Raw genomic sequence first — 26,826 nt, 5'->3', positions numbered from 1 at the left:
GCATCATCGTCATAATTAAACCCGCAGGGACACCCTTACCCATAACATCCCCAATCACCAAACCCCAACGGCCATTATTGTGACTACCGTTAGTGATATGGGGATAAATCTGACTCTGACTGGTAGGGATAAAATCGTAATAATCTCCACCGACACGATTAGCCGGTCTACAGCGCGCGGCTAAAATTGCGCCAGGAATCGCAGGACATTGACGCGGTAACAGTCGCCTTTGAATCTCCGCACCAATTTCTAATTCTTGGTCTAAACGTTCTTTTTTCCTCAGTTCTACAGCTAATTCGTCGTTTTCAATGGCTACTGCTGTTTGATCTGCCACTAGACGCACTAATTTTTGTCTAGTTTCTGTCCAGCTATACTCAGGATCACGACTGAGTACGTATAGCCATCCCCTTTCTGTGTGCTTGACTAAAATCGCTGTACCAAAAATTTGTACACCCGGCCCCAAGTGATGGTGCATTTGCGCGTCTAATATGCCTGTAGCCGTGGCTAAGGGCGCGCTATTGGCTGCAAGTGTAACTTGACTACTAGCTGTTTCTAAAGCTTTGCGAATATTCTTACGCTGGCGACTATCTTGCCAATGCAGCTGCTCTAGCCTAATTTGCCCATTGGGTTTGTAAAGAAATAACGCACTTCCATCAGCGTCTGTGACTCGTGTTGCCATTAATGGAATCAGTTCTAAAAACTGATTCAAGTTATTGAAACTTCTCAGGGCAAAACCCAAGGAACTCAGCAAATCTTGAATTTTATTTTGTTCCCGGTGCAACCTGGCCACGAGTTCTTTGAGTGCTACTACTGGCGTGACCTCACTTGTGGTAGCACTATTATTACTTTCAGTAGGTTGAGACGGCAGTTGAGACACAGTTACAGTTAATATTGCACTGGAAAAATAGACTGGAGTTGACTTTTAAAATTTGGCGTTGACATTGCTAAACCATATTGGGTCAAGATTTGTCCTTTAGCAAGAGTAGAAAGACGTAAGACATAACTCCATACAAGTATTACATTAAGTTATAAAATTTATATCTCAAGTTGGAATGTTAATAAATGTATGTTTCTGCAAAGATTGTTACATAAAGACCAACCATAATTTTTACTGGTAAGGCAAAAGTTGATTTTTTATATCTTAATTAGCAAATCATACATCTTCAGAAACCGTTATTCCGAACTTATGCTGTTGGGTCTTGATCTGTCGCAACAAAAACTATACATTTTGATAACACATAAATTGCAAAAAGCGTATTTTTAGAGGATTGTACCCGCAAGTTGGCAAATTAACCACAAGCATAATAGATGATGAGGACAAAATTGTTTTGTGTCAACATAATTTTGGTAATCACTAATTTTTCTAGGAAGAATATTGGGTGTAGAGTTCACTAGTTATGAGGCTGTTGTGGGTTCACATGGCTAATAAGCTGTTAAGCATATAAGAAAGCACATTGAGGCCGCAGAGGGGCAGGGGGCAGGGAGCAGGGGAGAGGGTTTACAGCTTTTGTCAGTATGAAAATGATGCAATTTAAATGACGACTAGCTTACTAATTTCTATGTTTTGACTACTGAAAATCAGGCACCATCACAGGACAATAATTTCAGCGATTTTGTAGTAATTGTTACTTTTGGATTTTTCATTCTGCCCATAAAAAAGGGGGTTAAGGGTGTAGGGTTGGATGAAGTTATGATGATTTTGTTGCTTTTACATTCATCACTCATCACTGGAATCATACCTACACCTATGAAATCCTATTCCCCTACCTATATGTATCAGTTTCCTTAGCCGCTTAATAAGGCTTCAACAAATTCATAACTGGAAAAAGGACGTAAATCCTCAATTCCTTCACCTGCACCAATAAAGCGGATAGGTAAACCTAGCTGTTGTACTACCGCTAGAGCTACGCCACCCTTAGCAGTTCCATCAAGTTTGGTTAAAACTACACCACTAAGTTGAGCAGCTTGGGAAAAAACTTCTGCTTGTCGTAGTCCATTTTGACCGAGAGTGGCATCTAAAACTAAGAGAGACTCAATTTTGGCATCAGGGGCTTTTTTGTCGATAATCCGCCGGATTTTGCTGAGTTCATCCATTAAGTTTTTCTTATTTTGCAGTCTGCCTGCGGTGTCAACCAAGAGTAATTCTGTGTTACGTGATTGAGCGGCGGCGATCGCATCAAACACCACTGCTGCTGGGTCTGTATTTTTACCAGGGTTAGCGATGACTTCTACACCACTCCTTTGACCCCAAACTTTTACCTGTTCTACCGCCGCCGCCCGGAAGGTATCTGCCGCACCAATCAAGCAGCGATAACCAGATTTTTGCGCGAGGTGAGAGAGTTTACCAATAGTGGTAGTTTTACCCGCACCATTTACCCCAGTAATTAGCCAAATATTCAGAGTATCTTTTTCGGGGGCAAAACTGACTTTATGGGTAGTTTTGAGGGGAGCTTCTAGCATCTCCCGCAGGATTTCTTTTAAGTACGCGATCGCAGCTTCTGGTGGTGTAACTTCTTCTCGCAGTTTCTTCTGGAGTGCATTAATAATATGGTCAGTCGCCTCTACACCTACATCAGCTTGCAGCAATAAAGCCTCAATTTCTGCCACCGCCGCCTGATTGAGTGGCCCTTGTCCCACAATCGCCTTGAGTTGATTCAGGATGTTGCGACGGGTTTTGTCTAATCCTTCCCGTAACTTCTTGAGCCAAGTAATTTCTTCAATCGATATATCTTCTGCTCGTCTACCCTGTGAGGCTAATACTTCTGCTGACCAAACAAATCCTTCATCGAAATCCAGCCCAGGAATTGTTTCTAAGCTTTCAGATGTCGTTGCGGCTGGTGGAACTACTTCCGGTTCTGGTACTTCAATAGCATTGGCAATTAGTCTTTCTTGCTTGGCTTCCCTTTCTGCTGCGGCTCTTTCTAAAAAAGATAAAGGAGCTGCGGGTACTTCTTCTTGAGCAATTTCTGACTCAAGAGAACTTTCGCTGCTTGTAGCTGCTTCTACTAATTCTTGTGTAGCCTCAATTATTTCTGCTGACTCCTCAGTAGATACAGCCGCTTCTGGGAAAGTTTCTGTAACTTCCGTTGTAGCTGAGGGCGTTTCTGTTTCAGATGGGAGAGCATCTGTAGAAACATCGGCTGATTCTGTTTGAGGCTTTTGCTTTTCTTGAATATTTTTATAAGCGGCTTTAGCAAACGCCAACAAGTCGGCCGTTGAGTCTGGTGCAGCGTCGGCTGTTGTTGATGACGTTGCGGCTGACTCTGGTTGGGGTTCTGGGGTTGGAGGTGTTTCTCCTGGTTGTGGAGATGGGGAATCTTTTTCTTGACGATTGAACCAATTAAAAACCATTGCAGCTAGCGGTGTTAGTTGTTCTGTGAGGTATGAGCTATACCGTTTATGAGTTATAAGTAGAACGGTGTAAATAATTAAAGGTTGGTAGTGTTCGCGCAAGCGTCTCGAAGAGAGGACTTTAGTCCTCTCATAAGGACTAAAGTCCTTACTACGAACTAAATGCAATTTTTTACATTACTTTACATAGTTTGTTTTTTTCAAGTCGTTCTACTTAAGCTATGAGTTTAATTTAACTTTTTACTCAGGTTTGGTGTGAAAACCTCTGGGTTATCCGCACCTGTTGCTGTTCCTCAATACCAACTCACAACTTACCACTCATCATGGTGATTAGGTTAGGTTTTTCTTCCCACTAAGCAAAGCATAAATTAAACAAACATCCCAAACGAGATAATTTTGCCTTTTACCTTTTACCTTTTGCCTTTTACCTTTCTAAGCTGTTTGTTTCTGCTCTGTGACTCGACGCAGAACACCATTGATAAATCTGTGTCCTTCGTCGCCACTATACCGTTTTGCTAATTCTACCGCTTCGTTAATAGCCACTCGATCTGGAAGATTAAGGAAGCGCATTTCTGCTACAGCAATCCGCAGGATATCCCGATCAATTTGAGCTAAACGGGTCACTTGCCAATCTACCAAAGCTAGAGAAATTTGCTCATCAATTACCGTCCGATGTTCGCTGACGGTTTGGACAAGTTTGATGGCGTATTTACCCACTTCCCGATCCTGATTAGCTAGTTGAATCAATTCAGGAAACTCTAGGGCTGCACCTAACTGATTAATGGCAGTTTGGGTATATTCTATTGCCTCTTTGAGCATGGTTCTAGCCGTATTCAGGTCTGAGGCACGAGTTTCACTGGTTAACAGGCGATCGTGACTACGTTGTAATTCCCCAGAGGCGTTGTCTAAAGTATCTTGTACTTCTGCTCTCAAGGTGCGTACTGTTGCTAACACTAGTTTAGGAAGGTGTTCTTCTGTCAATTTTTTGGGATTGACAGGTAACTGGCTCAAGCTTAAAAGTGCCAGCTCACGGGCTATTTGTTGAGGTTTACGGTCTTGCATAAGAATTTCAGTGTTTCCGTACTAATTTAATTTGGGAGTGACAAATCTATCAAAATTCGATTGAGCCAGACAACCATAATATTCTGTTTGGCTACACATTTACCGGATTTTTTTTAGCTTTCTTCAACGGGGATGATTGGTCTTTGGATATCGTTGTTAGGTTTTTCCGCTTTATGTTCTTTAGCGATGACTAGAGGGGGTAGGGATGTATTAGGGGAAACAATCCCACCAGAGACGATGATTTTAAACGCGTCTTCCACCGACATAGAAAGGTTGATCACTTCATCTTCTGGAACTACGGCGTACCATCCTGTGGTCGGGTTGGGAGTTGTGGGAATAAAAATACTTAACATAGGGCGAGACATCTGGGCTTGAATTTCGCTCCCAATTACGCCAGTGACAAATGCGATCGCCCACATTCCTTTGCGGGGGTATTCTACTAAAATCACCCGTCGAAACTTATTATTGGAATCTTTAATCAGTGTTTCCAAAAGCTGTTTCAAGGTTTTGTATACCTGTCCAGCTAAAGGAATGGCCTGTAATAATCGCTCCCCAAAATCTAATAACCAGCGTCCCGCAATATTACGTGCCATCAACCCAATCAGCAGGATACTGAGCAAGGGTACAGCTAGACCCACCGCCAAATTGAGGACATTAACTAAAATCGGGTGTAATCCGTCAAAGGGATTAAGTTGTTTAGGAACTTGAGTGAGAAAGTCTATTACCCAGTTAGCAATAGTAATTGTCAACCAAATAGTTGTCGCTAGCGGAATTACCACCAACAACCCAGCTATTAAGTCATTCTTCAAGTCCTGCTTTAAGCGATCAATTCCCAAGCCCCTATTCTCCTTATTTAGAATAGTGGAAATTTCTTTATTCGTATTCATGCCAGAAGATTTGTCTAGTGATTAAGAACTAACTTGTAGTATTTTTGACAGCAAGCTAATATCTATAACGACAAACAGTTAAGTTGAAGTTGTGGCTGTATGTAAGACTAGCAGGGAAATAAAACCAATTCGCAATTCGCAATTCGCAATTCGCAATTCGCAATAAAATATCTCCCAGTTAAAGGTACATACAGACAAATTCCAACTCAGATCAAAATTAATTGATTGTGGAAGTTGTTACTTTTCTTTGTATTAGGTGTAAATGATTGTTGCAAATATCGGAGATATTAAATATCCTACCGCGCTTATTTAAAAGCTGCTAACCTAGAAAAATCATTGATTGACAGTAATTAACGCAGTTCTTCCTAGCCATTGGCAACAAGGTAGAGGTAGTTTTTCTGAGAATGTGATGTTAGAAATTTTAACAGATTAGGGTCATTGGGCGTAGGGCGTTGGCGATTGGGCAATTCGATACGTAGATACTGGCATTTAAATTTGAAATTGGGTATCAATCCCAAATCCCGCATCCAAATTTTAAAATTTTCGATCTCTTAACTATTTGGCAGTTTCGGAAGTTGTGCAACTAACTTCTAGTTGACTAGGCTGAGGTGATGGTGCTTCAAGACTAGGAGTAGGGATATATTTCATCTCCCAAGCTTTCAGCAAAATGAGATATTCATAAAAAGCCTGTAAGGTACACCAAGCTAACCCAGCCCGTCCATCTAAGCAACCACCTAAAAGAAAGTACATATACAAAAAGCGCAGAAATGGCCTAGCAGGTAAGCGCAAAGATAAATCTTTTAACGCTCGTCGTCTTTCTACTTCAGACTTACCAAAAAACAAATCTCGCCAATCTACTTTTCCATTTTCTAATTGATACAGTGTTTCTCTTGCTTCATCCGTAGAATAACGGTTATGTTTTTCAATCCAACGGCTCAAACCTTTGCTACAGGTGTAGTGGGGATAGGTTTCCTTTAAAAAGCTGGTTGCACCTTCACACACTTCTCGTTCCGTATGACCATAGTCTGTAAACCAAACTTTCCCATGACGGAAAAGACGCATTTGATAGCGCGGATACTGGGTGCTGCGGCGAATCCATTGGTTTAAGAAAATTACCCGTTCGGCAACGTAATAACCTATATAATCTGGATTTTCCTTGGCTTGTTCGCATTCAGCAAATAATTCTGGTGTCATTCGCTCATCAGCTTCGAGAATGTACACCCACTCATGTTTAGGTGGTATAGATTCTAACATCCAAGTGCGTTGTCTGCCGTGGCTCTCAAAGGCGTGCTGTACGACGCGTACAGGATAGCGACTAGCGATTTCGACAGTGCGATCGCTACTGCATGAATCGACCACAATAATATCATCTGAAAGCATTGCTGACTCAATACAAGCAGCGATATCTAATTCTTCGTTATATGTCAGTATGTAGATAGAAAACATTGTTCAGAATTATAGTAATTTTGCTAATATTTCAAGTATATTTTGATTATCAGATTAATATTCAAGAAAGGCAGTATAAACTGTACAAGTTTGATATCTTATACTGCCAAGGTAAATAACAAGTTAACGGGCTGGGACTTTACCTTTAGGTTTACCACCTTGCAAAGTACCCATACCTCTTAAACCAGTCCAACCAATGATGATGTAACCAATTGACAAAAGCAAACTGCTCATCCCAATCCGCAGTCCTGATTTCCAAGCGTTGTCTTTGGCTTGTTTAGACGCGTCATCCCTACGTTGGCGAATTTGAATCAATCTTTGATCAGCCAATCCTTTAGGATCTGTTTGCTGGGCGATAAACTTATCCAGTTCTTGGGGATTCTCTTTAAACTTCTTGAGCAGTTCTTTTTGTGCAGCTGGGACTTGTGGACTCTTGAGTGCTTCTTGATATCTTTGCTCGTTATTCAACAATTCCGTAAACTGAGCTTTAGCTTGAGTGCGTAATTGCTCTAACTGAGCTTTACCTTGCTCATTGTTCAATTGTGCTTGAAATTGGGATAGCTGATTGTTCACTTGGTTTTCGGCTTGTGCTGCGTCTTGGTTAATTTGATTTACCGTTTGTGTGCTGGCCTGACGCACATTATTCAGGTGTAAGGGAAAAATCAGTAAAACATCAAGCCTAAGATGCTACACAGCACTAAAACCGGAAATCTCAAGTCAAAACCTTGGGGGCTATCACTAGCTTCTTGCATCCATTGACCAGTAAACAAAGCACCCACACCCACTAAGGGGACAATACCCCGATCAACTATTGCTGTTGCGATATTAATTTGCCATATCCGATCCGTAGGCTGGAAAGGAAACAACAGTACCAAAAAGTCCAGCAAAAAGGACGCAATTAAAATTATCCCCACCACTTTTAAGGTGATGGCAGCATTCGCAGAAGTAAAACGATTAACCATAGTTTTGCAAATTTTGTTCAAGTCAAAATGATAATCCTATTTAAAGTTACTTGAGTATTGTTCCCATAATGCTGTTAGTCATGTGAATTGCTCGCACACATAAAGAAGAATATATACGTGATTTTGTTTCAAACTACACTACACTAACACTTGTTATCTAGGGTGTCGCTATCAAATCCCCTTGCAGTATTAGTATAAACTAATACATTTAATTCAGTAAGAATAATTTAGTCAAATGATGCCTTGTCTATTATTGATCTCTGTTTCGTGTAATCATCTTTGCTTTCTGTTTTGAGAACTCTTTCCCATATCTGTAAATCTTCTGGACGGTCAATATCAGATAAGGTGGGTAAGTAAATATACGAGACGTTAAGTTTTTTAGCAATATCTATGGTTTGTTGTAAAACTTGGTCAGTTCCCCAATTGATGTTAATGAATAATTCTGGGATGAAGCGACGTAAACCAATCAAGTAATAGCCGCCGTCAATGGCTGGCCCTAACACTAAATCGAAAGTTTGCAGATGTGCAGAGGCTTGAGCGAGAATATGAGTCTTAGCTTCTGGGCAGTCAGTGCCAATTATCACTACTTGTGTGGCATGATTCTCAAAGGCATCAGCTAGCGATCGCGCCATCCTGATTCCCAAATCTCCTTCCCCTTGAGCTTGGTATAATAAGTCAGACCCCAACCAATCTCGCATGAGTTGCAAGTTACCACCCACAAAGCGTACTTCTATAGATATGTCGTTTTGCAACCTTCTTGCCTGAGATATTGTGTATTCAGTCATTTGCCGTTGCAAGTCAGCAGCACCAACACTACGCAACACTGGTATCAATCGCGTTTTCGTTTTTCCTGGTTCTGGATAGCGGGTAAAAATAATAAGATGCTGCGTTGCTAAATGAATTAATGTCAGACTATACCCCCTAAATTGAAAATGAATAAGAACATCTTAACTTTCAATTCTGCTATTTTTATGGAAAATTAATAGCAATACTTGCCGTTAGTATTAGCTCTAGAATTCTCCTTACCAGTTCGGATTGCACCTAAAATTGTAGAAACGTAAACACACCGCTTAACTTTAACAACCTTCTGACTATAGAAGGTTAATTGTCCTAATGTTCTCAGAGATGTTTTAGTACACTCATCATCAGTGTTATATACTGGGCATCCTTGGTAATTAAATAACACCCGCCAAACTTGTTGTGCGGATTTTTTAGGAAAAGTAGTTTCTTTTTTTCCACGCTCATTGTCTTCCTGATAAATCTGAACATTTTGGTGGAAGTTATTCCACAATGATGTGTTGTTTGCAATATCATCCGCAAGAAATTCATCTGGATCTGCTGAGTGAATAGCCCACTGTACAACACCTTTATATTCACGCAGGCTGACTTGAGTAGTGATTTTTTCTTTGACGGCTTGGCTTTGGGCTTGACGCATAGCCCAATAAAGTTTTTCCTGAGCATCGTTCAGGTTACGAGTTTCTATAAACACTTGCCAACGCAGCAAGGACAGAGTGGTTATTATCCCAAGCACCACAACAGCAACTAAAATTTCTATGAGAGTAAAACCACCACTATAATCTTTGCGATTGCAGACTTTTTTATATCCATACAGGCAAAAATGCACTGAATATTTATTCAAGTTCTCTGCACCTATGATCAGTAATAAATATTCACAATTAAACCACACTTGAATACATAGTTTGTAGTAGAAATAGGATTATTCTACATTTTTGAATTCTCATTATCCACACTAAAAATTACTCCGTAATTAGATATTTTTTCTACGGAATAAGACTTTTGTCCAAATATAAAAAGGACTAACAAGACTACTTAAAAATAGTTGCATTTCGCAAGCAGTCACTAAATCAGTTGTAACTTTTGATCTATATTTCAGTATATGTAGTAGTATCTTGCGTGTATCGTTAAGTAAATAAGCTAACAGAGCGAATGGTTTAATCGATGACTTCACCGATACCATTCTAGTGACGGAACGACTCAGCCCAATACCTCTAAAAAATGGAATTAAATATTCTCTTTTTAAGCGTGTACTAGGAATTTTATGAAATATTTCCATTTCAGGGTTATACCAAATCTCCCAGCCAGATTTTTGAATATAGGATAACATTTCCAAATCTTCACTAGTCAGCATATTTCCAGTAACTCTACCAGTCAAAATTGGATTGTCAGGAACACTATCTAGCCAAGCTTGACGACGTATGACTAACCCAGCAGAAGGAGGAAGTAAATTCTTAGATGGCTCATACTTTAAAGGCAAATTACCCCTTTCCGTAATTGCTAAAAATGCGGAAATACGTTGGAAATTCTCTGGTGGTTCTACTTCCCAATCAGGATGAATTTGACTACCATAGGCTCCTGCTGTGGGATACTTTTGGGCGAAGTTATAAGCACATATTACCCAATTTAAATTAGGATAGTTATCATCATCAAGAAAACCTATTAGTTCGCTTTTGGCTTCTTGAATAGCTTTTTTTCTGGCGTATGCCGCTCCCTGTTGAGGTTCAAAAAAATATTTTAAAAGATGTGGGTATGGCCAATTATCTTGGTAAAGTCTCACAACTTTTTCGGTGTCGTCGTTGCTATTGTTATCAATAACAATAACTTCCCAAGATAAATTATGAGTGTCAGTTTGATTACTTAATCTTTCTAGCAATGCAGGTAACCGCTTTGCACCGTTATAAGTCGGAATAGCTACGGTAAAATCAAAATACATCGTCATCTAAGTTAAAAAAACGAACTAGATATTTCAATTTTAAATTGTATTGACATTGACGGCATTCCATTAAAGTACGTAAATCTATTCTAAAATTCTTATGAATTAGTTTTTAGCTACAATCGCTATCTTTTTCATTTGTAGTTTTGATAGACCCCAAGATTGTTTTGACAATGACGCATCTTCTGATACTACTAGCTTGAGTGGGATTTCCTCTTTGAGCAACAGCCACAGCTATGATTAAACCTTTATACTTTTGGGTAGTTGTGTTATAACCTAAATTATTTTGCTGTACAGCCGTTATGCCATTAGTGTTTGTCTTGACTGAAATGTCTAACGCGCCAGTATAGTCAAAAGTAATAGTCTGTGCTGTAGTTGAACCATAGGTTATGGATGTAGTGGTAGTAGTCTGATTATTACCTGTAAGATTTGTACCCAGTACGATTTGTCCTGATGAAATTGCTAAATCTTGACCTCTAACTTTCCAATCATCCTCAGTTGGTGTCGTACCTTTAGGATAGACGACGACTTGCGGAATGTTGTTATTATTTCTAAAACCTACACTGTAACTGAGTTTGGTACGTTTGGCTTCTCTTTGAGCTTCTTGAATAGCACCTAGAACAATATCACTAGTTTTACTAGCTCTTTGTCTATTTAAAAAAACTATCCAATTTGGTGCGGCGATCGCAGCCAAAATCCCAATCATTAATACCACTACCACAATTTCAATTAAGCTGAAGCCATCTTGCTTCAGATCCGACTGAGAATTAGTGTTTGTTGTGGAGAGACATAAGTTTGTCAAAATTATATGTTTTATTAATGGCACAAGATTACCCATGCTGCTTTACCTGATTGTCAGTTGAGTTTTTCTAAATATTCATTCAAGATTAAGGTCACATTACTGCGTAAATAAATAGCCAATTCCTCTGACTCTGATTTTCGCTTCAGGAAAATATGCTGTAGTGCTGAGATTTTTATTAAAGTCGATATTACTATTTTGAATTCGAGCTAGAGCATTACCACGTAGATTAACTTCTACTACAGTATTAGTAGAGTCTACACAAACATAAAATCCACGGCTCTTAACGTCATTTGTAGCAACTGCATCTCCCGAACCAGTATACTGTGGTAGCATTTGTTGTCCGGTAGGGCAGCTAGGTGCAGGGTTATTTGTAGTATCTGTAGTAGTTTGGTCAATATAATCTACCAATGGTAGGATGTCCTGTGTATATGACTCACTACTATTTTTCACCCATCTATTCATTTTGGTTTTTAAACTGCCTTCATCTTGCAAGCTAAATAATTTAAATCCTGGGTCTCTGGTACTGTCGATGTCAGATGTCGTACTACCGTAGCCATTACTAATTTGAAATCTACCAATTCTAGCAGCACTTGACCAAGTGGAATCACCATCTTTAATTAAATAATAAGCAACTAAAGAGTAGACAAAAGTATCATCATTGCCGACAGTGGTATTTCCACTTTTAACCGCTAATCCACCTGCAATATACTGTCGTTTCCAAAATACTAAAACAGGAAAAAACCGTGTTTTATTATCTGATTTAGGCAATTGATTTCTAATGGCAGCAATGCCATCTGCATCATATATATATACTGCTTGCTGTAAATCTCTTGCCATGTAGTCTAGTGCTGCTTTCAGGTCTTGTTCTGTATTGACCTTAGCCTGTTCCTTACGATCATTTTCCATAATACTGATCATAAATCCCATTAAAGGTGTGATGACAAGAAAGGCTAAAAGCAGACCTACCAATAATTCAATTAAAGTAAATCCACCTGTTTTTTGCTTTATCTTAGAGATTTTTAGCTGATGACTTAAAAGCCAAGTTAACAGTTTCATAATGCTACATTTTCTCCTGGAAGTTGTAGATATTTAGCTGCTAGCTACAAGTAGAAGCTGTATTGCTAGTATTTTTGAGCCGAGTACACAAATCACTGAATGTTGTACCTTTGGTAATTTCTGTAGTAATTTCTACTAGCGGCGTTTTGCGATCGCCTAGTCCTGCTGCAAAGGTAGCTTGTTTATTGGGTGCTTTTTTCAGATTTCCACCAGCACTAGCAAAGCCATCGGATCTGTAAACGCGCACACCTAACTGATAACCCTTTGTGGCATCAGTAATATTGCTAGTTGTTCCACTACTAGTCACAGTGGCTTTGTTGTAGCGAATCGCCTGAATGACAAAGTTATTGGTATTGGTAGTAGTACAGTTACTACCATCAACAGAGACACAGTACAAATTAGTTGCAGGTTGAGTGCAGTAACTATTGGCTGTACAAGCTAAAGTGGGGGTAAGGCTAGGAGGATCGTAACTTGCTATGGCAAAGTCGCTTGTGCTGTTGGTAATCGGAGAATCAGGAGCCGCTATGGTTCCCACACGTACCCCATCAATGTAGCTTTTAGCTGCATCTGTACCCCTCTCTATGCGTTTGGCTTGTACCCGTGTTGCTACTGATATAACTAACACAGGTGCGATCGCAGCTAGTAAAAGTGCAGCTACTAAAAGAGCTACCAATGACTCGATAATGGTGAATCCAGATTCTGAAGATAAAGATGTTTGTTGTTGTGTGTGATGAATCATAACTGAGCAATTGTTAGGTAATATCAAGGGCAGCTAGGACGCTGATCAGAGCTAATGGAGTATTTGTAGTTCACTGCTGGAATAGCAGCAGCACCGGTAGTAGGATTAGCCGGAACAGCAGCAATATTGTATTGACTAGCAGCGTTGTCATAACCACCGGTACTGTCAACTTGAGCCGCACACAATAAAGATTTAACCCAGTTATCGTCTCTTGGTACTTCTCTATAGAACTCATTGGGAGCATTGGTTGCTGGTGCTGTAAAGCGTTGAGAGAACAAGTCAGGTAACTGAGTTAATAGGGCAACATCAAAACCCCAAACACGGTTAGGTGGCAGATAAAAAGGTGTACGCCCTACAGACGCGCCACTAGCTTGTGTATTAGTGATTCGATAGCCTTGTGGATATCCAAAAATTGTTGCTCCTGTTACTCCCGTTACTGTTGGCGAATAACCCCAGTTGTCGCTGTCATTGTAGTTCAGCACGAACACCTGCCAAGGTGCTGTGGCATATGAACTGCGTTTAAATTGGATAAAAGAGCCGCTCGCTCTTAAATCTACACTTTGCCAATTTTCTAAGAAACGTACAAAGTTTTCTAAACCACCACCAAGTTCGCCACTGTCCCCAGTGCTAGGTGGGCGGCTTGAAGTATCACCTTGAGCGAATACAACGTTTGTTTCTGTTGCTGTAGCAATTTGAAGCCAACCACTTGAATTCTTGGTATTATCCCCATTATCAGTGAGTGTCGCGACATCACTGGGTGAAGTAGTTGGATATTGTATTTGTAATACTGGTGCTAACAAGGGTTGTTCTGTAGCTCTAGTTCCAGTTAAAGTACTCAAGTTGAAAATGAATAAAGGGTAGTTAGCTGCATAATTATTTGCTGTTCCGTTCCTAGTTCTAAACCACAAAGTGTTACTTTGGGTGCGAGGTCTTTGTGAAGCAACACTGGTACTGAAGGGACTATACGTTTTGCTGTCTATCGTTTGGTTAGAAGATGCAGATGGATAGTAGTTTACTTTGCCAGTAGTGCTAATCCCTATAGGAACAGGATTACCATCAAATAATCTCAAGTTATTGTTTGTGTCTCTCAAAAAAGCTACCCGACGAGGATAAACCCGGTCTTCTGATAACATTGCAGCCTTAGCAGTGGTACCTGCACCAAAACGAGTTATATTTGGGGAAACAGGATTTTCGGTGTAAGCATTAGCATCATCACTATTCGACTGAGTAATTAGTGCATTGGCCTTTATATCTCGTTCGCCACTATCCCAGATGCCATCATTGTCAAGGTCATAGCCAACAACCCAGTCGCCAGGTTTACAAGCCGTTACTGTTGGTTTACGACATATTTCCATCACATACTCAGCAAATGTTGCCCGACGCTGAACCGGAGTCACAAAGTTGTTGAAATAAGAGCTACCTGCACCAGTTCTAGAGGTAGAGTAGGCACTATCTGTAAAACTACGGCTAGTAACAAAGTTGTTATCCCAGAAACCGTTTAATCTAGCAGCGACAGTTGCAGTGATGTTGCTTTCGTTAATATTGACGGCCGTGTCAGCCATATCACCGTCGCTATTAATATCAGCTTTCAGGACTGTTTCATTTAACTGGGTGACGGCAGTATCGACCATATCACCGTCACCATTAGCATCAAATCTAATGGCTGTTTCATTCAGTGTGACTGTTGTTGCTGCATTAATAGTGCCATCTCCATTAAAGTCAAAACCCACAGGATAGTTACCGTAATTATCATTCAGGTCATAGTCACCATCATTACGATAGCCCGTTATGAAATTACCAGACACCACAGTAATAGAATCAGCAAGAACTGTTGCGGGTCGCCATGATTCACCTGTGGTACAACTGGAAAACTGACCTTGACGGCAGGCAAAGTTGGGATTAAGCCCAGTAGCAGTGCTATTACCACGGGTATAAAAGTTATCCCAGTTGCTGGTTAGATTTTGCAGAAATTCTTGTTGAGTATGTTGATTGAAATTACCTCTAATATATACAGGCAGATTGGTAGCTAAGATTAAGCCTTTTTCCTCTGCTTTATAGGTTGAGGTACGACTTAAATTACTACCATTAATCAACATGATGCCATTAGGTCGGCGATTAGGGTCTAGCTTAAAGTCTTTGGAACTTAAATCTATATCTGCATTGGTAGCCGCATTGGGGTCGCTAGCACTGCTGACATCGGGGATAGCATCATCACGGGTAGCATAAATAATCCCACTATTGGGGAAGAGAAACTCTCCACCAGTCTTAGATTTTGTTCTCAGTAAGTTTAAATCTAAGACGGTGGTACGAATTTCTAACGGCTGACGCAACTCTACATCTAAATCATATTTTGTAGCACTGGAAGAGTAAGGCTTATCAACGGCCTTAACCTGTCTAGCATCAAGCAAAGTTGTTTCCCTAATAGCACCATGTGGAACATTGGTATTACTGGGTGCGCCAATAGTACCATCTAAGATTTTCAACGCACACATTGCAGAATCGATAGCCGATTGCTGGGAAAGGGTAAGATTTCCAGTATTAGCTAAAGCATCCTTAAGGGGCTTATTTACCCAACGTCCGTTAGGATATTTCAACTCTGCTTGGTAGTTCAATACTGCTGTGTAATCAGTGGTTGCTAATGAAGAGGCTGCATAAACAACACCATTCAGAGATTTGTTATTGGTATTTGCAGGACTATCAGGATCAACTGTGGATACTCCTGTTAAGCTGGCTAGAGAATTACCGCCAAAATCCGTACTGCTATTCTGAGCTGTATCGCTGTTAGTGGGGTCATAGTAGGTCGCAACACAGGCTATGGGAGTTTGATAAGTGCTGGGAGTATCGGGATCATAGGATGAATCTTGATAGTGATAAACTGCCGTAGCCCGCATTTGTAGATATGGAGTATTGTTACTGGGCAGACCCTGGTTATTGGTAGTAACACCCATGGCCATTGAATCGGGCCAAACAGTCTTGATGGTGCTAGTAAATGTCTTGTTTGTCTTGTTATAGTCACTCGGTAAGTAAATTCCTGCACCAGTCACAACGCGCAAACCACCAACGACATCCAGAGGCCCTGTAGGTTCTTGAGTAGCGGCCTTTTCCCAAAAGCCATCTCGTTCTGTTACACCCAAATCATCTAGTAAGTTGGCTTGGGTGAATCGCTGACGAGTGGTAGTGTTGTTATCCCATTGTTTAGTAGAAATGTTTTGTCCTTTCTCTGTACTGACAAATTTACTACTGGTAGTGTCGTACCAGGATTGTGGTAAATTATTCCCTACTAAGATGCGATCGCCAATTCTTTGTTCTTGTCTGGTAGTCAAGCTTCTCAAAACTGCTGGATCTGTGGCTGGTAAATTAATCTTATTAGCGGTACTTTGCCCATAAACACCTATCCCTGCATAACCACCAGTCTCAGTTGTTCCATTGCTGGGATCAAATGGAAAAACCCATACATCTACTGGTCGTAGAGCATCACCACTTCCTTGAAGTGGGCTAGTTGATGTATAGTCATAGGTAGGACTTGAAGTTCTGACTAGCGCATTCCCCCCAACACCCACTTCTGTATACGGAACGCGCCTCGTTCGCTTCTTAAAGTAAATCGTTAGCTGCTGTGTTTTCGCATCACTGCTGGAAAGTGTAGGATCAGCTTGTTGAGCAGAGGTAATTCCGTCTTGAACTTCTATAGGCAGAGATGTTGTAGCTATACTATTAGCAGCCTCTACTAAGCGTTTAATCCGTTGAGTGTGGGCTGCATCATTAAAACCTGCTTGGTTCCCATAAACAGTGCTAGGAACAGTTTTAGTAGTGTTGTTAATATTACCAGAGCCACCTGAATAGGGTTTTTCGTCTTTATAAAAATCTACTACTACGCTATTAGAACTAGATGTATCCGAGCTTTCATTTATGCGGGTGTTGACTACATTGCCAGCAACAATTATTTTGCTGTTTTCCTCAGTGTAGTAACAAGAATAAGGACTACTAACTTGATAAAAGTTAACTGTATTTCTAGTTAACAAATTGCCATTTGTAAAAACACGCCCATTGATTCTAATCCCCGCTCCGGGTGAAATTTCCAAATCGTTTTCATAAATGACTGCATTATTAGTCAGTGGAATCCGCTCCCGATCTTGCTGATACTCCAGAGATGCAAAGCCTTTATTCCCTGTAAAAGTTTCATATTTGGTGTTATCTAAACCTGTGATATTTGTAATAGGTACGTTGGTGGTGTAGACAAAAATACTTCTTTTCAATTTGCTACCAACTTTGTACCAACCTTGGCTACCTACCAAATCTGCACTAGTCGCTACATTACTTGAGCATCGACCACCAGAAAGACCCTCATCCATCGGTTGCGCTCTTGCTTCTAGTGGACTTCTAGCTCTGGTACTGCTAGGAGTTCTAAAATAAATACCATATAAAGTAAAGCTATCAAATTTACCATCATTATCAGTATCAATGGGATATTTCCAAGCTGATTTAAGAGTATCATCATCTTCAATAGTCCCATCAGCATCAACATCCTTAACCAATTTCAACTGAGTCTCATCACCAAGGGTAAATTCGTTAATATTTTCATCAATGACCTGAGTCAATGAGAAATCTGATGGTGTTGAACGTGGTAATCTAGGGTCTTGAAATAGCTTATCCAATTTTGACTTTGCGCGATCAAGAGCTGGTGTGGCCGCTTTTAAAACGATTTCATTAACTCTGACATTGCTAGCATTTTTAGACCTCTCAAACGACCGAAATAAAATAGCAGTAGTGAGTAACACTACAACTAGAGCTACCATCACCACTGTCGGCAAAACAAAACCAGCATTAGCAGAATTTCGTCTTTTTCGGGTTATGAATAAATTTCGTAACAGCCAAATAATATGCTTTTTAATCAGCAAGACTATTTTTCTACTCAACAGTCTTAGCTGATGAAAAATCCTTTTTCTCGCTTTAAATAGCTGGCGTTTTGACGACATAGTTACTTTCCTATTCAGTGTTTGACTAATAATGGGAAAATGCTGTTTATTTTCGGTGCTTACTAATCATGTCTATTAAATTGCTTTAGTAGACGTGAGCAAACTTTATATTGAGCCGAAAAGTCTTATGTGTTGGCAAAACTAGGATCAGTAACAACGCAAAATTTGACGATGTGTTCAAGTTATATCATTGGATAAGTTATCTTCTTAATTCGGAAAATACTGATTTCCTAGATTTGTTGACTCAGTAGTAGTTACAGTAAAAACACACTGTAAATTCACGGCAGTTTATGAGTTTTGTGTTGCATTAGTTAATCTTTATGTAAAGATATCGTGAATATAACAAACTTATATTACCCACCTATTCCAGAAAACATATCAGTTCCATAAAAACTTATATGAAGTAAGTTTAAAATTAAAAACCTCTCCAGAGTGAAGAGGTTTAAAGTGATAATTTTTTCGGTAACTGACTGTTTATTATTATTGTTGGCAGTTAATACTTTAATTGATTATGATTCATTTTGAAGTATTTAACTACCAAGTTATTAACAAAATTGCAACTTGTGAGGTTGAATATCCCTCACAATTTTTGCAAGCTGGTATTAGTAATGATTTAAGTTCAGACCAGCTTCTTTTGCCATTGCTTCAATTCCCCTTTTCTCTAGGGTTTTGATAGCTTTGGTAGATAATTTGAGTTTTACCCAACGGTTTCCACCAGGCCACCAAACACGCTTAATTTGTAGATTAGCTTGCTGAAGGCGTTTGGTGCGACGGTGGGAGTGAGAAACTGCAAAGGCGTTGTTTGCCTTTTTGCCAGTCAGTTCGCAACGACGAGACATAGTTAATGTATCTCCAGATTGAGATTTGAGTACAACCTTTCTATTTTAGAAGCTCTAGGGTGAATATTGGGGTGAGAGTTGCCAGAATGTTGAGTATTTTTTCAAAAAAATAGGCTGGTATGTTTATGTAAGGACTTTATTCCTGAACATGAGGAGGACTAAAGTCCTTACTACAAACTTTTATTTGCTGGCTTGTTCTGTCAGTTTAGTCAGCACTTCATTAGAACGCTCGACAAAATATTTCATGCCTTCAGCGTCAAATCCTTTTTGAGACATCAGTGCTAAATCATAAACGTGTTGACAGATGAGGTTTACTAAGGGGTTGGTTGTTGATTGTCCATCATCTTGAATGATACTACCTTGATTGAGGTTAGCTAGGTTTTGGATGAGAGGATGAGCAGTATTGACCAATAAAATGTGATCTTCGGGAAATTCTGCATTTTGTTGTTGCATCATAGCGTTCATTTCCCGCAAACGACGCAGGATTTCAGGTAACAGCACCATTGCTGGTGGTGTTCCTTGGGGGTCGTCAGATTTTAAGGCTTCAGTGCGAATGTTGACTTTGGGTTTGTTGAGTGATTTTTCAAATAACTCTTTAATAACTTCACTCTTGGTTTTATTGGTGGTGGGGTCAACAATTTCGCCAGCTTTGTCTTTAGCTAGGAGAGTATCGTCTAAATCTGAGTCTACCCGTGTGAATTTGACATCGTTGTATTCCCGTTCTAGGAAATTAATAAAGTGGGTGTCGATGAAGGAGTCCATAAACAGGACTTCCAAACCTTGGTTTTTATGTAGTTCTATGTAGGTGGCTTGGGTAGCTTCATCGGTGCTGTAGAAGACGCGGTTTTCGTGGCGTTCTTTATTGCGTTCTAGGTATTCTTTTAGGGTGGTGTAGGGACTACTAGAGGTAGCTGGTTTGACATCTTGCCAAACGTCGCCTTCTTCTGTCTGCACTTCCACGACTGGTGTTGAGGCTGTTGATTGCTCAAATTTGGCAGTGCTACGGAAAATGATAATATCTTCGACTTGTTTTTTAAATTTCTCGTCGTTGAGAACGCCGAATTTGACGAAAGTACCGAGGTCTTTCCACGCGCTGATGTATTGTTCGCGGTCTTCGCGGTAGAGTTCTTTGAGTCGATCACCGACTTTCTTAGCTATATAATCGCCGATTTTGCGGACGGTGCGATCGCCTTGTAAGGCACTCCGGGATACGTTGAGGGGAATATCTGTGCTATCTATTACACCCCGCATGGGCATGAGAAACTGGGGAATAATTTCATCACAGTTATCGCTAACAAAGACTTGGTTACAGAATAATTTGATTTGTCCTTTAGTGACATCGACATCAGGACGCATTTTCGGGAAATACAAAATCCCATTGATGATGAAGGGGTAGTCTGTATTTAAATGCACCCAGAGTAAGGGTTCTTCCTGAAAAGGATACAAATAACGGTAAAATTCTAAATAATCTTCTTTGGTCAGATTATTGGTAGACTCCCGCCAAGCTGCTTTTTGTTTATTTAATACTTCCCCATCGAGTTTGATGGGAACCGGCATAAAGTCGCAGTAAGTCTTGACCAGGTTTTTAATGCGTGCTGCTTCTAAATATTCTTCTTCATCTGGTAACAGAGTCAGAGTTATCGTCGTCCCAATAGTTGTCCGGGAAGATTCATCTAGGGTAAATTCCGGTGAACCATCACAAGTCCAGTGGACTGCTTGCGCGCCTTCTTTGTAAGAGAGGGTATCAATTTCTACTTTCTGCGCCACCATAAAGGAGGAGTAGAAACCCAAACCGAAGTGACCGATAATTGGTTGGTCTGCTTTCCCTTCGTATTTGTGAATAAATTCTTCCGCACTGGAGAAAGCCACTTGGTTAATGTATTTCTTCACTTCCTCGACGGTCATCCCAATGCCATTATCGCTAATAGAGACGGTTTTTTTGTCTTTATCAATGGCGATTTGAATTTCCGGCTCGTCCACAACTCCCGCATATTCACCAGCACGGGAGACCATTTTGAGCTTTTGAATTGCGTCTACGGCGTTAGATACTAGTTCTCGCAGAAAAATTTGATGGTCTGAATATAGAGATTTCTTAATGATCGGGAAAATATTTTCAGTATGAATACTGATTGTTCCTTGTTCTAGCATATTTGGTAGTTTTCGTTTTAACTGCAATATGTGTGTGCATAATGATTTAGGCAAACATACCCCACACTTTTGCCTAAAAGAGTCAAGATGTGAACAAGTGAGGAGCTATACAAGTTAGGATTTTAAAGGTATAACCCAGTCTATAGGTCTTTTCTCAAGCAAGATTTGCCGCACAAATATGATTCGGATTTCCCTACCAACTATAACTTAGGGTAGTTTTTGGTCAAATTCATTTGCATTTCGTAATAATTTTCTACAGGATGGCTAATTTATTTCACCCACTACTTCGGAGTACAGATCATCCAGTAATTCATTTGTTCTATATGAATTGTGGAAATTAATCGCCTGTGAAAGAGCGCCTGCACTTAATGATTCATACTCATCTGGATTGTCTATCATTTTCACTATTAATTCTAATGCCTGCTCTGCAAGACTTTCATAAGTAGTATCTAAAATCTCCCAATACTCATCCGTTGTTCTACGGGCTTGGTAAATCCAGTCTCGATATTCATCAAGGTATATGTGAACCCAATTCCTGTACTGGTTAAGTTCTAAATCAAGAATGTATCCATTTTTCCCATGATGTACAAACTCTGGTAACGCACACACGTTAGTCGTAATTGCAGGGGTTGCAACTGCAAAACCTTCAATAAGGCTAAATCCATAAGTATCATCTAGCGTGGTCAGGATTTGGAGATGACTTTTTTCTAGTAACTGCAATACTTCTTGATTTTTGATGTGACCATGTAAAACCACATTATCTAATTCTAATAGTTCTATATCCTTCTTATATCTACTTTCATCTTGACAATCTGTATATACAGTCGAACCTAACTCTAATCTAGATACTATATTTACTACAATAGGCAATCCTCTATCTTTTGCTTTTTTGGCTACTCTTAAGGCCACGATTCCACCTTTTCTAGCAAAGTGTCCTCCTACAAAAATAATTTGAAATGTTTGTCCATTGAGATAATTTTTAGGCTGAGAAGCTTTTATGGGTATATTAGGGGGAATTACATTAACTTTTTTCAATAGTGTGTTGAGGGAATGCCAATTACTATTTTGTCTACTAAATTTCAATACAGCATAATTAGACATAGCTATAATTTTTTGGCAATTTCCTAAAATTAATCTTTCCCTTAATATGTTTTTTAGTAAATCACCTCCATATCCTAATGTGCGTGGTAAAAAAGATTCTGTAGTTACGATAAAAGGTTTATTGGTATATGGAATTCCATTAAATGAGTGAATTAGTTGATAATCTTCTTTTATCGGTCTCCACAGGGAAAGTCCTTCAAAAGCACGCCAAACTCTTTTTAATTTGTTTATGCTTTTACTTTTAATTAATGTATGTCTAGAGTGTCGGGGAGAATTAAAAGGCATGATATGAGTATTACCAGTAAGTAAAATCTTGACCATATTGTTAAGTGAAAAAGATTTTGAACAGTGTGATTAGGATTAACTTTTGTAAGATTGCAGATGGATTATATTTAATATATTTACATAGAAATTTAAATGATGTCCAACGTTTATGTAAATTCATTGGTTTTTCTAAAGATTTAAAAGTTAAATATTTGTAGAGATAGGCAAAAGTTTTATTTTTTAAATCTTGTAAAGATAGGGCTTTTTGAGATGAAAAGGCACGTTCAATAACTTTTAAGGATTCTATTTCTTGCGCTATAATATTACTGGACATTGAGTTTGATGATAATCGGTATAAGATTTGGGTCTTTGGCACAACTGAAAATTTATAGCAAGCAGCAAGTCTTAACCACATATCCCAATCTTCAGCAGCTTTGAGTGTTTCATCAAAATTACCAACCATCCGAATTGCGTCATATCGAATTAAAGGATTAGAACCATTTTCTAAAAAATTCCAGATTAGTAAATGTTGATAAACATCACCCATTACTGTAGTATGTCTACCTGCTTTAAGAAATCTTCCATCACTATCAATATAATCAGTCCAACTATAAACAACGGCAGCATCTGGATTTTCTTCTAGCAGCTGTAATTGTGAGTAGAGTTTATCAGCAGTCCAGAGATCATCAGCATCAAGAAAAGATACAAATTGTCCTACACGATGAGACAAACCTCTATTACGGCTAGCTGCTAAACCAGCATTGGGATAAGAAAATACCCGTAAACGAGGGTCATCGATACTTTCAATAATATTTAATGTCGCATCTGTTGAGCCATCGTTGATGACTATAATTTCGATTGATGAAAAAGTTTGGTTTAAGACAGACTGAATTGTTTCTTGAATTGTTTTCTCTCCATTATAGACAGGAATAATTACAGAGATTGTAGGTTTCATATCAATAATAAAGATTCATGTTATTTAGTACTTACAGCGTATTTCATGTGCATGAGGCGCAAATTAGTTTTGAGGGAAGAGGCAGATGGCAGTATTGCTGGAGGTAGAAGAACTTCGATATTGAATTCTCTAGCTATGTACCTCATTTAGTTGCAAAATGTTGTATTTGACAGAGAAATATTGTTATTCAATTGAATAATAATTCAATACTTTAGAAGGTTTTTTCATACCCTAAAAAGGTGCTAGTATTAAAAACTTTAGTGAATTTATTGAACAAAATCGTGGCTAATTTTGGAGGCAATAAAGTCATTGTAGTAATTTTAACCACTGATTTAAAAATGATTGGTTTGAACATAAGAGATGGATCAGTCTTAATAGCTGTAGTGAGAATTGCGATCGCTTGTAAAGTATTATGTTTACCTGGAGGTGTTTCTAAAACTTTATAGCTTAGATATTTATATAGATTAGCTATACTGTGTTGTTTAAGATGCTGTAGATTTTCAGCTTTTTTATCAGCAAAAGCTCGCTGAATAACTTGTAAATTAGACCTTTCAAGTCCTAAAATATCCGAAGACATAGAGTTATGAGAAATTCGATATAGAACTTGTGCTTTTGGTACAACGGTAAAATCATACTTTGCTGCTAGACGTAGCCACATATCTGTATCTTGTGCATTACTTAATTTATCATCAAATCCACCAACATCTAAGAATGCACTTTGACGAATCATCACGTTAGAACCGTTACCAATAAAATCATCTAGCAAGAGTTTTTGATAAACATCTCCTGTGTGCTGAACGTTAGCACAGTTACGAAGAAACTTACCTTTTTCATCTATACATTTTGTCCAACTGTAAACTACATCAGCTGTGAGAGATGCTAATAAAGTCTCGTACTGAACTGCTAATTTATCGTCTGTCCAAAGATCATCTGCATCTATGAAAGTGATAAATTCACCTTCAGCATGACAAACACCGCGATTACGATTAACTGCTACATTGGCTTGAGGGTAGGAAAATACCTTTATACGTGAATCTTGAAAATGTGCAATACTTTCCAAAGTAGAATCTGTAGAACTAGCGTTGATAATAATCAGTTCAAAGTCAGTCAAAGTCTGATTTAAAACCGATTGAATAGTTTCCTTAATAGTTTTTTCACCATTGAACACAGGAATAATAACTGATATTTTCGGCATAAAGTTATAATGTTAGTAGCACTGAGTGTAATGAGTTTCAGTCTAGTAATGAGGAGATAATCATATCATCAGTATAATTTCATAATCTTTTGCCATTTGAGCCAACTTAAATAGAAGGGACTAATAAAGGTAGCAGTAAGTCGTTCTAATTCACACACAGCAACAAGATCATTTTCCAAACTTGTGCAGTGAAAAATGTAATATAGTAGGAGTTTACAGCCATCATTGATTAAATAAATCAGAAAAAATAAAGGTCTTTGCCATTTTTTCAGTAATAACATCCTTATATGACAACGACTAAGACCAATACCACTCATTAAGGAAATTAGATAGTCTTTTTGTATTCGCCAATGGGGAATAATATGGTCAATGACCATCGCAGGATTATACCAAATCTCCCAACCAGCTTGATAAATGTAAGTCATAGCTTCAGCATCTTCACCTGCTAGCATTGAGGAGCCAATTCTTCCTACTAAAAAAAGACGACTGGGGACGTGATCTTGCCAAACTTGACGACGAACTACTAAACCAGCACCAGGGGGAAATCCTTTTTTGTGAGGTTCATATAGCATACTTTCTGAACCTCTTTCGTTGATAGCAAGATAAAAAATAATTGGTTTAAGTTTTTCTGATGGTTCAACTTCAAATAAGCCATGAATCTGGCTGGAGTATGCTCCTGCTTTGGGATGTTCTATGCCAAATTTATATGCTGAATATACCCAATTATGTGCAGGTAAATTATCATCATCTAAAAATCCTACTAATTCACTTTTTGCCACTTGAATTGCTTTGTCTCTTGCGAAAGCTAATCCTTGTTCTGCTTCAAAAGCGTAGCGTAATGTTAAATTATTAGACCATTTATTTTGGTAAAATTTAACGAGTTCGGCTGTGCCATCTTTACTATTGTTATCAACAATAATAATTTCCCAATTGATATTTTCTAAACAGGTTTGATGATATAGTCTGTCTAAAACCTTCGGCAAACGTTTGACACCATTATACGTAGGTATTGCTACGGTAAAGTCAATAGACATAATCAAAAATTCAAAATTGATTCTGGAAATGTTTTGTAGTTGTAGGTTTATTATTCCCAATCTCTGCACAAAAAATTAGTGTTTACTAAAATTTGCAATTCTTAGCAGAAATGATTTAGTACATAAATACTAAAAATGCTGATTTTCCAGAATATCTATCAATTGAGAGAGGACTTATAAAGTAAAAATTAAATTTGGATGGTGCATTCAAGCAACGCGTAATGTACCATAATCACACGGTATGTTACGGCTAAAGATATTTTTTCTACAAGCACAAATCCTTACATAGCTGTTAGACACGCTAATTAACATTTACTTTATAACTAGACTCTTAAACTCAAGAGTAGAAGAGTTCCTAATATCCGGATAGCTAGCGTGTTATCAATAGGTGAAAATGTGGTAAACAAGCTGGTAATTGTCATAAATGAATGGTTGTGAAAGGAAAATTTATTGTTTGGTGTTCCTTTCACAAGAATTATTAAGGTTTAGTTAGTAAATTGAAAAACTATGTTGTGGGTTGTGGAGATGAAATTGTAACTGGTAGCTTTTTGCTGAAAGTCAACCCTGACCCATTTTCGCCTTTATCAATGTAAATGGTGTCACCAGCAATAAAGGTATTTTCTAATAACTTAGTGGCAATGGGGTTTTCGATTTCTCTCTGAATGGAGCGTTTTAGGGGACGCGCACCATAGACTGGATCATAACCGCGTTCGACTAAGAACTCACAAGCAGCTGGGGAGATGTCAAAGGAGATTTTTTGCTCTCGTAGCAGATTTTCCACACGCTTGAGTTGAATGCGGATGATGTGCTGCATCTCTTGACGGCTGAGGGTGTGGAAGAGAATCTTGTCATCGACGCGGTTGAGAAATTCAGGGCGGAAGTGCGATCGCAAAGCCTCCATGACTCTTTCTCGCATTATCTCATACTGGGAATCATCACCAGACACATCTAATATATATTCGCTACCAATGTTACTAGTCATGACAATCACAGTGTTACGGAAATCTACTGTTCTGCCTTGAGAATCAGTAATTCTTCCATCATCTAACACCTGTAACAAAATATTGAATACATCTGGATGGGCTTTCTCGACTTCATCCAAAAGTATGACTGAATAGGGATGACGGCGAATGGCTTCTGACAGTTGTCCCCCCTCTTCGTAGCCTACGTAACCTGGAGGCGCGCCAACTAACCGAGAAACTGAATGTTTTTCCATGTACTCAGACATATCTAGACGCACTAAAGCATCATCAGAATCGAAGAGAAACTGAGCTAAGGCGC

The 26,826-nt window shown here is 39.0% G+C and carries 19 protein-coding genes and 1 pseudogene; all 20 read right to left on the bottom strand.

What is annotated here, in order from left to right:
• Positions 1–877, bottom strand: an 877-nt coding sequence (locus CV014_RS26840; protein WP_236144804.1) for a PP2C family protein-serine/threonine phosphatase, incomplete at its 3' end; no start/stop codon positions are given.
• Between the two features lie 908 nt (positions 878–1,785).
• Positions 1,786–3,351 carry a signal recognition particle-docking protein FtsY gene (ftsY, locus tag CV014_RS26835; RefSeq protein WP_236144807.1) on the bottom strand — a complete coding sequence of 522 codons (1,566 nt, stop codon included), beginning with the start codon at positions 3,349–3,351 and terminating at the stop codon, positions 1,786–1,788.
• Between the two features lie 432 nt (positions 3,352–3,783).
• Positions 3,784–4,413 (bottom strand): transcription antitermination factor NusB, encoded by a 630-nt coding sequence (nusB, locus tag CV014_RS26830; RefSeq protein WP_103138852.1) that lies wholly within the window; start codon positions 4,411–4,413, stop codon positions 3,784–3,786.
• Positions 4,414–4,526: 113 nt separating this feature from the next.
• Positions 4,527–5,300 carry a DUF502 domain-containing protein gene (locus CV014_RS26825; protein WP_236144803.1) on the bottom strand — a complete coding sequence of 258 codons (774 nt, stop codon included), beginning with the start codon at positions 5,298–5,300 and terminating at the stop codon, positions 4,527–4,529.
• Positions 5,301–5,855: 555 nt separating this feature from the next.
• A complete protein-coding gene (locus CV014_RS26820; RefSeq protein ID WP_236144802.1) occupies positions 5,856–6,746 on the bottom strand; it encodes a glycosyltransferase family 2 protein in 891 nt (296 codons plus the stop codon).
• Between the two features lie 123 nt (positions 6,747–6,869).
• Positions 6,870–7,708, bottom strand: a pseudogene (gene hpsJ-B / locus CV014_RS26815) (hormogonium polysaccharide biosynthesis protein HpsJ).
• A gap of 227 nt (positions 7,709–7,935) precedes the next feature.
• Positions 7,936–8,619 carry a TIGR04282 family arsenosugar biosynthesis glycosyltransferase gene (locus CV014_RS26810; RefSeq protein WP_236144806.1) on the bottom strand — a complete coding sequence of 228 codons (684 nt, stop codon included), beginning with the start codon at positions 8,617–8,619 and terminating at the stop codon, positions 7,936–7,938.
• A 68-nt stretch (positions 8,620–8,687) separates the two neighbouring features.
• Positions 8,688–9,347: a pilus assembly FimT family protein gene (locus CV014_RS26805; RefSeq protein WP_236144801.1), complete on the bottom strand. Its 660-nt coding sequence runs from the start codon at positions 9,345–9,347 to the stop codon at positions 8,688–8,690.
• A gap of 129 nt (positions 9,348–9,476) precedes the next feature.
• Positions 9,477–10,445, bottom strand: a complete 969-nt coding sequence (gene hpsE, locus CV014_RS26800) for a hormogonium polysaccharide biosynthesis glycosyltransferase HpsE (protein ID WP_442946950.1) — start codon at positions 10,443–10,445, stop codon at positions 9,477–9,479.
• A gap of 106 nt (positions 10,446–10,551) precedes the next feature.
• The gene (locus tag CV014_RS26795; protein WP_236144800.1) at positions 10,552–11,265 is read right to left on the bottom strand and encodes a pilus assembly FimT family protein; all 714 of its coding nucleotides are present in this window, start codon (positions 11,263–11,265) and stop codon (positions 10,552–10,554) included.
• A gap of 72 nt (positions 11,266–11,337) precedes the next feature.
• Positions 11,338–12,297, bottom strand: coding sequence for a hormogonium polysaccharide secretion pseudopilin HpsC (gene hpsC, locus CV014_RS26790; protein ID WP_236144799.1), 960 nt, complete (start codon positions 12,295–12,297; stop codon positions 11,338–11,340).
• Positions 12,298–12,337: 40 nt separating this feature from the next.
• Positions 12,338–13,036, bottom strand: coding sequence for a hormogonium polysaccharide secretion pseudopilin HpsB (gene hpsB / locus CV014_RS26785; protein WP_236144798.1), 699 nt, complete (start codon positions 13,034–13,036; stop codon positions 12,338–12,340).
• A gap of 23 nt (positions 13,037–13,059) precedes the next feature.
• The gene (gene hpsA / locus CV014_RS26780; RefSeq protein WP_236144797.1) at positions 13,060–18,009 is read right to left on the bottom strand and encodes a hormogonium polysaccharide biosynthesis protein HpsA; all 4,950 of its coding nucleotides are present in this window, start codon (positions 18,007–18,009) and stop codon (positions 13,060–13,062) included.
• A gap of 602 nt (positions 18,010–18,611) precedes the next feature.
• Positions 18,612–18,848, bottom strand: a complete 237-nt coding sequence (gene rpmB, locus CV014_RS26775; RefSeq protein WP_236144796.1) for a 50S ribosomal protein L28 — start codon at positions 18,846–18,848, stop codon at positions 18,612–18,614.
• Positions 18,849–19,028: 180 nt separating this feature from the next.
• A complete protein-coding gene (gene htpG, locus CV014_RS26770) occupies positions 19,029–20,996 on the bottom strand; it encodes a molecular chaperone HtpG (RefSeq protein WP_236144795.1) in 1,968 nt (655 codons plus the stop codon).
• 264 nt (positions 20,997–21,260) lie between these two features.
• Entirely contained in the window at positions 21,261–22,418 is a 1,158-nt protein-coding gene (locus CV014_RS26765; protein ID WP_236144794.1) for a glycosyltransferase family 4 protein, read from the bottom strand.
• A 4-nt stretch (positions 22,419–22,422) separates the two neighbouring features.
• Positions 22,423–23,316, bottom strand: coding sequence for a glycosyltransferase (locus CV014_RS26760; RefSeq protein ID WP_236144793.1), 894 nt, complete (start codon positions 23,314–23,316; stop codon positions 22,423–22,425).
• A gap of 211 nt (positions 23,317–23,527) precedes the next feature.
• Positions 23,528–24,511 (bottom strand): glycosyltransferase, encoded by a 984-nt coding sequence (locus CV014_RS26755; RefSeq protein WP_236144792.1) that lies wholly within the window; start codon positions 24,509–24,511, stop codon positions 23,528–23,530.
• A 68-nt stretch (positions 24,512–24,579) separates the two neighbouring features.
• Complete coding sequence (gene hpsE / locus CV014_RS26750; RefSeq protein WP_236144791.1) at positions 24,580–25,545, bottom strand: hormogonium polysaccharide biosynthesis glycosyltransferase HpsE; 966 nt, start codon at positions 25,543–25,545, stop codon at positions 24,580–24,582.
• A gap of 505 nt (positions 25,546–26,050) precedes the next feature.
• The coding region (locus tag CV014_RS26745; RefSeq protein WP_236144790.1) for an AAA family ATPase at positions 26,051–26,826 on the bottom strand (776 nt) is incomplete at its 5' end.

The organism is Nostoc sp. CMAA1605, assembly GCF_021596505.1.
GTDB lineage: Bacteria > Cyanobacteriota > Cyanobacteriia > Cyanobacteriales > Nostocaceae > Trichormus.
Note: the sequence above shows the minus strand (reverse complement) of the source record. Positions and strands in the feature narration are given on the sequence as shown.